Origin of the sequence: Okeania sp. SIO2B3 (genome assembly GCF_010672525.1) — a bacterium.
GTDB lineage: Bacteria > Cyanobacteriota > Cyanobacteriia > Cyanobacteriales > Microcoleaceae > Okeania.
This window is the reverse complement of sequence record NZ_JAAHGH010000110.1, coordinates 12,627-24,604: the sequence shown is the minus strand read 5'-3', so window position 1 is coordinate 24,604 and position 11,978 is coordinate 12,627. Positions and strand designations below refer to the sequence as shown.

General features: G+C 39.5%; 5 protein-coding genes and 1 pseudogene. 1 reads left to right on the top strand and 5 read right to left on the bottom strand.

What is annotated here, in order from left to right:
- Positions 1-603: 603 nt before the first annotated feature.
- The 4 genes from F6K15_RS32500 to F6K15_RS32485 all read right to left on the bottom strand — a co-directional run bounded on the left by F6K15_RS32500 (position 604) and on the right by F6K15_RS32485 (position 7,076).
- Complete coding sequence (locus tag F6K15_RS32500) at positions 604-756, bottom strand: hypothetical protein (RefSeq protein ID WP_293069455.1); 153 nt, start codon at positions 754-756, stop codon at positions 604-606.
- A 37-nt stretch (positions 757-793) separates the two neighbouring features.
- On the bottom strand, positions 794-2,434 hold the full coding sequence (gene lnt / locus F6K15_RS32495) for an apolipoprotein N-acyltransferase (RefSeq protein ID WP_293069453.1): 1,641 nt from the start codon (positions 2,432-2,434) through the stop codon (positions 794-796).
- A gap of 538 nt (positions 2,435-2,972) precedes the next feature.
- Entirely contained in the window at positions 2,973-5,063 is a 2,091-nt protein-coding gene (gene fusA, locus F6K15_RS32490) for an elongation factor G (protein WP_293069452.1), read from the bottom strand.
- Positions 5,064-6,155: 1,092 nt separating this feature from the next.
- Positions 6,156-7,076 (bottom strand): histone deacetylase, encoded by a 921-nt coding sequence (locus F6K15_RS32485; protein ID WP_293069450.1) that lies wholly within the window; start codon positions 7,074-7,076, stop codon positions 6,156-6,158.
- A 385-nt stretch (positions 7,077-7,461) separates the two neighbouring features.
- On the opposite strand from F6K15_RS32485, the gene gyrA reads away from it, so the two are divergent.
- Entirely contained in the window at positions 7,462-10,167 is a 2,706-nt protein-coding gene (gene gyrA, locus F6K15_RS32480) for a DNA gyrase subunit A (protein WP_293069448.1), read from the top strand.
- A gap of 906 nt (positions 10,168-11,073) precedes the next feature.
- Here the strand turns inward: gyrA and F6K15_RS32475 are convergent.
- Positions 11,074-11,978, bottom strand: a pseudogene (locus tag F6K15_RS32475) (hypothetical protein); the annotation flags it as partial.

Sequence of the window (11,978 nt, the reverse complement as noted above, 5' to 3'; positions counted from 1 at the left end):
CCAAATGGTTAAAACTGCCTCTGATGGCTCTGGTTGGAGAGAATTTTTAGGTTTATTTACACTACAAGTAACTAATATTAAACTGAGTATAAATAGCAAAATTACAGAAAATAATTTACGTCTCATAATTATTGTTTTTTTCTCAGATACTTCAATTGAAATTCTCATTTTAAACTTATTGACTGCTTTACTATTAAGCAAATATTTTTTATATTTTAACGTAAGCATTTCCTGCGGAATGCTGCGCAAACAGCTAGCTTGCTGTCAGCTTTCAGCTCTCTTTTAATGAATATAGACTGTTGAGCGCCAGCTTTTAAGCGTAAATATAAATTCTGATTCAATTAGTAAAGCTTTGATTTCCAACTAAAAGCAATAGCTGATGGCTGAGAGCTGATATCAAATCCGTTTAATTCGGTATAAAAACATTCTCTATCTTCACCATTAGCAAATCTTGATAAATTTTTTCCCTCCTGACTCGGTCCTTCCCCTCCACGGTCGGGGTTAGGGGTGGGTGGGGAGGGGTCCGCGGGTGGGTTGACTCGGTCCTCCTACTTCAAAAGATTTTATACCGATGCTACCGGATTTGATATGACGGCTGAATGCTTATATTTGAACAATTGCTTCATTGGCGGCATCTGCTGTTGATAATCCATCAACAATTACTATTTCAATTGCCTGACCCCAAACATTTTTTTTCCATCTTCCTTCTTCCATCTTCCATCTTCCATCTTCCATCTTCCATCTTCCTTCTTCCATCTTCCTTCTTCCTTCTTCCTTCTTCCTTCTTCCTTCTTCAATGTTTGGTTTTTGACCAGATAATTATTTTTATTAAAATTCCTCCCATGACTAATGTTGGTGTTAACCAATCACCCCATTTTACATATAAAGTTTGGGTATTTCGCCGATAAATTGTGGTTGAATAAGTTTCATAAGTATTAATTCCAGATAGCCAAATTGTTCTACCGTGAGGGTCTACTATTCCAGAATAACCTGTATTAGTTGCTCGTACAGCCCATCTATCAGTTTCAATCGCTCGCATTACATCTTGAGCATGATGTTGAGCTGGCATTGTAGGACTATAATGGGCATTATTAGCTGCGGTTAAAATAAATTCTCCCCCTGCTACAGTTTGTCTTTGAAATACTTCGGAAAAAGCTGAGTCATAACAAATTCCAACTATCGCTTTGCCAAAAGGTGTATCAAATATTTGGTCTGTTTCTCCAGGTACTAAATGAGCGTCTAAAGGTGAGAGTCTATCTATTAGTTTTCCTAAGACTTCATTGAAAGGAATAAATTCTCCTAGAGGTACTAATTTAATCTTGTCATAACGACTAAAAATTTCTCCTGTATTATCTATAGTAAATAAACTGTTAGTCAGATTATTATCTTGTTTACCATAGCCACCTACCCAAGCTACTACTTTTTTATCTAAAATTGCTTGATAAAAAGAAAGGAATCTACGATTATTTTGATTTGTCCACAAAAAAGGTAAAGCTGTTTCTGGAGTTAAGACAGCATCAACACCTTGGTCTGCTAATTTGTTATATCCTGTTGTGTAACCTTCCAGAGCACGATACCAACCTGTAGAATTGAGCTTAATTTCATTAGGAATATTTCCTTGAATAATTCCTACTTTTAATGCTGTGGTTGAATCGGGATTTAAAGGAATATTATATAGACTAAATCCTACTATGTGGAAAAATAGAAAAGTTGCGATTGGAAGGAAGAAGGAATAATGAATAATTAATAATGAATAATTAATAATGAATAATGAAGGTTTAAAAAATAGGTTAAGTTTATCTGAATTATTTTGTTTTTTCCAAAATTTAATTGATTGAAAATTTTCTGAGTTTCCCTGTGATTTTGCTTGAATAAAAGCTTCCCCAATTAAAGCATTTACTGTAATAATAGCGGCTGTAACTGTAATTGGTCCTGATAATTGACTAAGGTGTAAAATTACTAAATTATAGTTGCTCTGAGTCAAAGATAAAGAAGTCCACCAAAGACTTCCTAAACTCCAGATTTTCTCTAAACAACACCATAAAGTTATACCTAATAAAACTCTGGCAAATGAGAATATTTTCCCTGAGAAATATTTAGTAGTTACAACCCCAAATAAATAAGCCCAAATAGCAACTAAAATTGCTCCCCAAAGGGTGATAAAAATCCAACAAAATAGAGCGATCGCTACACTAGCTAACCAAGGAACTCCTAACCAAGTCATGGGATGAATTCCGGTTATCCAAAATAAAGCTACACCGTGATAACCTATTCCCCAAACTAAACCTAATAAAAATTTATCAAGGTATTTTTCTTGTTGAATTACTAGCACCCATAGAGGAGCTAAAGCTACCCATCCGAGAAACCATGCGTTTACTGGTGCTGTAGTCATTCCCATGAAAATGCCACTAATAAATGTTATGAATAATATCATTTTTATAAGTGTTTACTACAAATATTTAATATCAAATCCGTTTAATTCGGCACGTAAAAAATGTTCCATCTTCAACGATTACCAAATATTTCCCCATTTTCCCCTCCTGGGAGGGGCGGGGGTGGGTTGGGGAGGGGCAGGGGTGGGTCCCCATCTCCCCATCTCCCCACATTCCCCTCCTGGGAGGGGCTAGGGGTGGGTACTCCATCCCCCCATCTAATTACACCGATGCTACCGGATTTTATATGACTCCTGACTCGGTCCTCCTGACTCCTCCATCATTTATTTATAACTGTTCAACTGGACAGTTATATCATGTCCGGTTGACAATCAGTAATCATACAACCCTTGTCGGGCGAGCTATACAAACAACTCCACCGCTTGATTGTTAAATTTGTGTCATCCACAAAAAAAATAAGAGCGGGTTTCATCAATAGGGACAAAAATGCAGCCAACTATTGATGTTTTCAACCCGCCCTTAGTTAAAACTACAGCGCTAATTTACTTAATTTTTCAGCCCTGTATATACTAGGTCTAACTATTTCTTAGCTTCTTGACGCTCTTTAGCTTCCTTAATTACCACTTCCGCCACATTAGCAGGGCAAGGTGCATAATGGGAAAACTCCATTGAAAACTGACCTCTACCAGAAGTCATAGTCCGCAAGTCGCCAATATAACCAAACATCTCACTCAATGGCACATCTGCTTTGATGCGAGTACCCATGGGCGATGAATCTTGAGACTTAATCATTCCTCGACGGCGGTTGAGGTCTCCGATCACATCACCAACATGATCGTCAGGCGTAAACGCATCAACCTTCATGATCGGTTCAAGTAACTGAGGGGATGCTTTAGAAAAAGATTGTCGATAGGCCGCCTTAGCAGCAATCTCAAAGGCGATCGCCGAAGAGTCAACCGGGTGATAAGCACCATCCATCAATGTGAACTTCATATCCACACAGGGGAAACCTGCTAACATACCCTTTTCAAAGCTACTTTCAAAACCTTTTTGAACGGCTGGCCAAAATTCCCTGGGCACATTTCCACCAGTCACTTTCGACTCGAATTGGAAACCAGTACCTGTTTCAGCAGGCTCCATAACATAGTCAATCCTAGCAAATTGACCTGAACCACCAGACTGCTTCTTATGAGTATAGCCATCTTCAAGACGCTTAGTAATAGACTCACGATAAGCTACCTGTGGCTTACCAACTTCCACATCAACTCCATAAGTCCGCTTTAGAATATCAACCTTGATATCTAAATGCAACTCACCCATACCCTTGATAATAGTTTCATTACTTTCGGGGTCTGTCTCAACTCGGAAAGACGGGTCTTCGGCGACCATCTTGCTCAATGCCATGCCCAGTTTTTCCACAGAACCTTTGTCTTTTGGTGCTACAGCAATAGAAATTACTGGATCGGGGAACACCATCGGTTCTAAAGTTGCAGGGTTTTTGGGGTCACAGAGAGTATGGCCAGTTTGGACATTCTTCATACCAACGATAGCAACAATATCACCAGCTTGAGCTGATTCAATTTCTTCGCGAGAGTCAGCGTGCATTTCCACCAAACGTCCAACTCGCTCAGTTTTACCTGTAAAAGTATTCAGTACTGTGTCACCTTTGGACAACATACCAGAATAGATGCGAGTAAAGGTCAAAGCACCATATTTATCATCCATAATCTTGAAGGCCAAAGCACGCAGAGGCTTATCAGGGTCAACGTAGGCTAAATTACCAGTCTCGTGACCCTCTAAGTCTATCTCTGGTTGTGGTTTGACTTCAGTCGGGTTAGGTAGATAATCAACTACTGCATCTAGTACCAACTGCACGCCCTTATTCTTGAAAGATGAGCCACAGTAGGTAGGGAAGAAAGCCAACTCATTAGTTCCTTTACGGATACAGCGCTTAAGAGTATCAAGTTCTGGCTCTTCTCCTTCCAGATATTTTTCCATCACATCATCGTCTTGTTCAACAGCAGTTTCAACCAACATTTCCCGATATTTCTCTACATCATCAACCATGTTCTCTGGAACGTCTTTAATTTCATATTTGGTTGGGTCTCCAGAATCATCCCATACCCACGCCTTGCGGGTTAGTAGATCGACTACTCCCACAAAATCATTTTCAATTCCAATGGGCAATACCATTACTAATGGCTTGGCCACGAGTATCTCTTCAACCTGCTTCACAACCCTGTAGAAATCAGCTCCTGTCCGGTCAAGTTTGTTTACATAGATAATCCGAGCAACTTTAGAATCGTTGGCATAGCGCCAGTTGGTTTCAGACTGGGGTTCCACACCACCAGAGCCACAGAATACACCTATGCCACCATCAAGAACTTTGAGAGAACGATATACCTCGATGGTAAAGTCAACGTGGCCAGGAGTATCAATAATATTTAACTGGTGGTCTTTCCAGAAGCAGCTTGTGGCAGCGGATTGAATTGTAATACCCCGCTCTTGCTCCTGTTCCATAAAGTCTGTTGTTGCTGCACCTTCGTGGACCTCACCGATTTTATGGATTTTTCCGGTTAGTTTCAGGATTCTTTCGGTTGTGGTGGTCTTGCCTGCATCAACGTGGGCGAAGATGCCGAAATTACGATAATTAGTGAGGTCTTTTTTCATAATTTAACTCCCTTGTTAGGTACTACATTTTTGTGTTACTTAAGTATTACATATAGGCGGTAGATTTGGCTTTAGCAGCTAGGAGAGAAATCACTACATAGATTTCTGTTAGCTAGCTGGCCCTAAGCTGCCGCTGGATTTCAAACCCAATGTTTGAAATATATGCTTTATGCCCATAATTATATTGGTGATTTTGACATACTCTTCACCTTTAAAGTACAGTAAGGGACTATTGTGCCTATTTCACTGATATTTCCTGAATCAAGTTGTCCATTTCTACTTAGGGTTTGCGCTTCACTAGTCTTATGGGTAAGGGCAGGAGACAGGAGACAGGAGACAGGAGACAGGAGACAGGAGAAATGGGAATTATAGAGGAGTTAGCAGAAAGAATAATCCCTTGATTATTCTGCCCAACTATGCGCATATTAGGCGCTCTTTTTTGAACCATTAGGACCATTAAACTTGGACTTTTTTTAACTAAAAAATGTGCTCAACCTTTATATGTCAATGCTTTTAGATTTAATCAGCAAGCCCTACTTAAATTGGCCTTTATGATATCTGTATTTTCCTACGCCCCAGGGTACTTTTGCGGTCTACGGACTCAAGAATGCCTTAATTTTAGGATGTATTCTTTTCTTTCTTGAATTGAGCGATCGCTACTAGATTAACATAATTTATGGCCCTAGTTTCTGGTAAGGATAATACTTGCTATTTATTAACTACGACACCTCTAGCCCACATTTCGTATTTCAAAATGTAGTATAAAACAAATCGGTAGTCAGAGTTGCAGCAATTCCCTAGCTCATGCTCCGCTTAATAGGACTTATGCAGAGGCTCTACTTATGGCTAGGGCGAATACCATTTGCCCCTACAAATTCTATACAATACCGATGCTACCGGACATGATTATGACATACTCTCCGAGCTAAAGAGGCACGGCAGTGGGAGCATCTTGCTCCCGTGCCCAATATTCCTGTTTGCTGTATTGTATACCATTACGTTTCGTAGGAATACCAATTCTGCATCTTCTCACCTCCGTATTCTAGGAAGTACTGATAAGTGATAACTTAATTAACTCCTTCTTCAAATCTTCTACAAACAACGTTCAATTGTTGCTACTACTGATTGAGATAAACTGGGTAGGTCATAACCACCTTCTAAACCAAATAAGATTTTGCGGGTTATTTGCAAACAATATTTTGTAAATGTTCCATAGTCTTCTGGTTGGAGAGCAATACCTGCTAATGGGTCGTCACGGTTAGCATCATAGCCAGCACTAACAATCAATAAATCTGGTTGAAAGCTAGCTAAAAAGGGTACAACTTTTTGCTCGAATGTGGGTTGATAAATTGTCATTGTGGTACCTGGTGACATGGGTAAATTTAGTACATTATTGTGGTAACCATGTTCGTCAGCAGTTCCAGTGCCAGGATAACAGGGAGATTGATGGAGGGAGCAGTAGGCTATATTTTCGTTAGTTTCGACAATTTCTTGAGTACCGTTACCATGATGTACATCCCAGTCTAAAATAGCGACTTTGTTAATACCTGGTTTCTCTAGAGCATAATGAGCTGCGATCGCTGCATTGGAAAATAAGCAAAATCCCATTCCCCGTTTACTTTCAGCGTGATGTCCAGGGGGTCTTGCCAACACAAACGCTGGATTTGCATTTGCCAATACTAGATCGACTCCATCTAACCAAGCACTTACTGCTAACAATGCCACATTATAGCTTTTCGCAGAAACTGGTGTATCCCCATCCAAATAACCGCCACCTTGATTAGCTATTTCTGCTACTGCTTGAATATGACTGCGAGAGTGAACTTTTTCTAGTAGTGTCATCAATGATGAATGACGCTGTTGTACTGGGGTGGGCGATCGCCATTGCAATTGGCCATTGTTAGGAAAAGTTTTGAGAGTTTTGACAATTGCAGTTAAACGTTCTGGTCGCTCTGGGTGTAGCATACCAGTTTTGTGTTCGAGAAATTCATCGGAATAAATAACAGAAATCATCAGTTAATTTTAGATATTAGATTTTGTCCCATGAAATGAAACTTTTTATCTTTTGATTTTGGGTTTAATACCCCGCCGTCTACAAGGTGTTTACAACTGGTTGGTGTTATAAGTCGTTGACTATCCCCATCCACTTTTTCCTTCTTCCTTCTTCGTTCTTCGTTCTTCCTTCTTAAGTGTCATCATACCAATATTTGAATTTTAAATCGAACTAAAAATACTCGGACGTTTTTGAGCTAATTTTATCAAAAATAGACACAAAATATGCTATAATTTTAGACGTAAACAGCATAATTTTGCAAATACACCGAACTTAATTGGGCGAAATCCCATTTTTGCGGTTTTTTGCTAATTAATTATATATTTAACGGAGTTTTTCATTAGTATGACTACTTCTGAGTCACGAATTGTACCGACCGATCTCCGTAATGAAATGTCCCGATCGTACCTAGAATATGCCATGAGCGTAATCGTAGGTAGGGCATTACCAGATACTAGAGATGGTCTCAAACCCGTACATCGCCGCATACTTTATGCCATGAACGAATTAGGGTTAACAGCAGACCGCCCTTTCCGTAAATGTGCTCGTGTGGTGGGAGAAGTGTTGGGTAAGTATCATCCCCACGGCGATACAGCGGTGTACGATGCTTTGGTGCGAATGGCTCAGGATTTTTCAATGCGATCGCCCCTCATTCACGGTCACGGTAATTTTGGTTCTGTAGATAATGACCCACCTGCGGCTATGCGTTACACAGAGTGTCGTCTACAAGCACTTACTTCTGATGCCATGTTGCGGGATATTGATGCAGAAACAGTAGATTTTGTTGATAACTTTGATGGTTCTCAACAAGAACCGTTGGCACTTCCCTCCCGTATTCCTCAACTATTCCTCAACGGTTCGTCTGGTATTGCAGTGGGAATGGCTACTAATATTCCTCCCCACAATTTGGGGGAGCTTATTGATGGTTTGTTAGCGCTGATCGAAAACCCAGAAATAACTGATACTGAGTTAATGCACTACATCCCCGGTCCTGACTTTCCTACAGGGGCTCAAATTCTGGGAAAATCTGGTATCCGCGATGCTTACACACTCGGTCGTGGTTCTATAACTATGCGGGGTGTCGCCACCATAGAAACCCTCGAACAGCGCGGTCGTCCTGACAAAGAAGCTATTATTGTTACAGAGTTACCTTACCAAACTAATAAAGCAGCTTTAATTGAAAAAATTGCTGAACTGGTTAATGATAAAAAAATTGATGGTATTTCTGATATTAGAGATGAAAGCGACCGCGACGGAATGCGGGTAGTTATCGAACTTAAACGAGATGCTTATCCGAGAGTTGTACTCAATAATCTTTATAAACAAACCACTCTACAAGCCAATTTTGGGGCTAATATTTTAGCATTAGTAAATTCAGAACCTCAGTTACTAACGCTGAAAAAATATCTCGAAGTATTCCTAGATTTTCGGATAGAAACTATTACGAGAAGGACTCAATACGAACTCCGAAAAGCTGAAGAAAGAGACCATTTATTACAAGGTTTGTTAATTGCTTTAGATAATCTAGATGCAATTATTCAATTAATTCGTCAGGCTGCAGATACTCCTACTGCCAAACAAGAACTAATTGAAATTCATGGTTTATCTGAAGTACAATCAGACGCAATTTTACAAATGCAGTTAAGAAGATTAACAGCATTAGAAGCGCAAAAAATTGAACAAGAACATGAAGAATTACTGTTAAAAATTGCTGATTTACAAGATATATTAGCTAAACGAGAACGAATTCTAGAAATTATTGAAACTGAAGCTTTAGAAATAAAAGAACGCTATGCTACTCCGAGAAGAACTATCATTGAATTAGCAGAAGGTGAACTAGATGATACAGATTTAATTGCCAATGAAAAAGCAATTATTCTATTAACAGAACAAGGGTATATTAAACGGATGCCAGTTAATACTTTTGAGGCTCAAAGTCGAGCAACTCGTGGTAAGTCTGGTACGAAAATGAAAGAAGATGATGGAGTTGAACATTTTCTCAGTTGTTGTGACCATGATAGTATTTTATTCTTTACTCAAAGAGGTGTTGTTTATTGTCTAAGTGCTTATCAAATTCCTATTGGTTCTCGTATAGCACGGGGCGTACCAGTGGTACAAATGTTACCAATTCCACGAGATGAAAAAGTAACTTCTATAGTGGCAGTTTCCGAATTCACCGATGACGAATTTCTAGTGATGTTGACCAAAGGTGGATATATTAAAAAAACACCTTTATCCGCATTTTCTAATATCCGTTCTAATGGATTAATTGCTATTTCTCTTGCCGAAGGCGACCAATTGAGATGGGTAAGAAGAGCGAAGGTTGATGATAGTGTGATTATTGCTTCTAGTTCTGGGATGGCAATTCACTTTAGAACGGATAATAAGCAATTGCGTTCTTTGGGTCGTAATACTAGAGGGGTAAAATCAATGAAATTGATCGAGGGTGATGAGTTAATTAGTATGGATATTTTACCCAGTTCAATTGTGGATGAAATTGCTGATATTGATGAGGAAGAATTTGAACTAGAAGAAGCAGAATTAGAACTAGAAACTGAAGAAATAGAAGATGAAGAAACTGAAGAAACTACATCAGTTAATAATCGTGGGCCATGGGCATTAGTTATTACTACTGGCGGTTATGGAAAGCGGGTGCCAGTTTCTCAATTTACTTTACAAAACCGAGGTGGTAAAGGTCGTATTGCTACTAAATTTAAGAAGAAGAAAAAGAAACAAGATAAGTTAGCTTCTTTAAGAATAGTTAATGAAACTGAAGAATTAATAATGATTACTACTCGCGGAATTATTATTCGTCAAGCAGTTGATGCTATTTCGATTCAATCTCGTAGTGCTACAGGAGTAAGGGTACAAAAATTAGATGATGCAGATAGTATTGCAGAAGTTGCTTTAGTTCCGGCAACAGAAACTGAAGAAATAGACGTAGAAGATATGGAAGAAACAGAAGATATAGATGCAGAAGAAACAGAAGATATAGACGCAGAAGATATGGAAGAAACAGAAGATATAGACGTAGAAGATATGGAAGAGTAAGGAGGTAGGGATAGACACTTAAATATAGTTATATAATCCCTCTTTTGGGAGTAAGGAGAAAGGAAGATTTTATGAAATTCTACTCTACTCCTTACTATCATCTTATATCATGTCCGGATAAGAGCGTGATCAAAAAACTTTTTCCTTCAACTCCAGTTCTTCTTCTTCCTTCTTCCTTCTTCCAACTTCAGTCTTCCCTCCTGACTCCTGACTTCCCCTCCCCTCCTGGGAGGGGTTAGGGGTGGGTTGACTCCTGAGGACTCCGTCGCTATTTATTTATAACTGTTCAACCGGACATGATATTATTCCTTGTTATACCAAATTCAAGAAAGATTGTTACAGTAAAATATAGATGCTTAACGGAATTGAAAAATCTTCACTTTTTATTGATTATACCTACCACCTAACACCTTGAATAGCTAATGTAGCAATATTTTTTGAAAATGGTATTAGAGCTGATTCATTGGGTTCTATAGAACCCCTAAACGGATCTTTGGACGCGGTATGTGCTTTTGGCTTCCGTCCTCAGTCTGAGCGAGCCAGTGGAAATTCAGGAACGAGAATGAGAATAGGGGAAAAAGCGGATGCGACCCCGCGTCGCCCAATAGCGCACCTGGTAGCTTCCCTTGCAGATAGAAAAATACTCTCATCTCCCCATCTGGCCATCCCCCCATCTTCTCCTCTATCGTCCTCAGTCTGAGCGAGCCAGTGGAAATTCAGGAACGAGAATGAGAATAGGGGAAAAAGCGGATGCGACCCCGCGTCGCCCAATAGCGCACCTGGTAGCTTCCCTTGCAGATAGAAAAATACTCTCATCTCCCCATCTGGCCATCCCCCCATCCCCCCATCTCCCCATCTTCTCCTCTATTTTTAAATAGATACCAAATGGGTTCTATAAAGCTGATGCTATACAAAATTAAACTGGTCTGAATTTAAAACTAGATCGGTATAGTTTTGCACTTGAGCGATCAATTCTGGTTGATTCTGATTCGCTATAGAAAAGATTTGTGTATGTTGTTGGTTTTGGCTCAGTTGTAGTTGATAGTCATCGGCATTTCCGTGTAATTGAATCCGGTCGCGGTTTGGCTCAAAGTCATAAATAACTGCTAGGTCTTCAGCACCTGTGGTATTTGTTTGACCATCATTGTAATAAACTGCATCTTCATCTCCTAAGACGAAGATATCTGTTCCTCTGTTACCCCAGATGTCATCGACTTCTCCTCTACCGGGAGTATTACTATCAGGATTGACACCAATTAATAAATCATTTCCTTGACGACCTGTAATTTGGTCATTTCCTTCATTGCCAATGAGGGTGTCATTTTGGTGAGTGCCGATAATTTCTTCGTCTTCTGTGGATAACCCCGGATATTGGAAGTGTTGAGAATTATCTAAAACTAGATCGGTATAGTTTTGCACTTGAGCGATCAATTCTGGTTGATTCTGATTCGCTATAGAAAAGATTTGTGTATGTTGTTGGTTTTGGCTCAGTTGTAGTTGATAATCATCGGCATTTCCGTGTAATTGAATCCGGTCGCGGTTTGGCTCAAAGTCGTAAATAACTGCTAGGTCTTCAGCACCTGTGGTATTTGTTTGACCATCATCGTAATAAACTGCATCTTCATCTCCTAAGACGAAGATATCTGTTCCTCTGTTACCCCAGATGTCATCGACTTCTCCTCTACCGGGAGTATTACTATCAGGATTGACACCAATTAATAAATCATTTCCTTGACGACCTGTAATTTGGTCATTTCCTTCATTGCCAATGAGGGTGTCATTTTGGTGAGTGCCGATAATTTCTTCGTCTT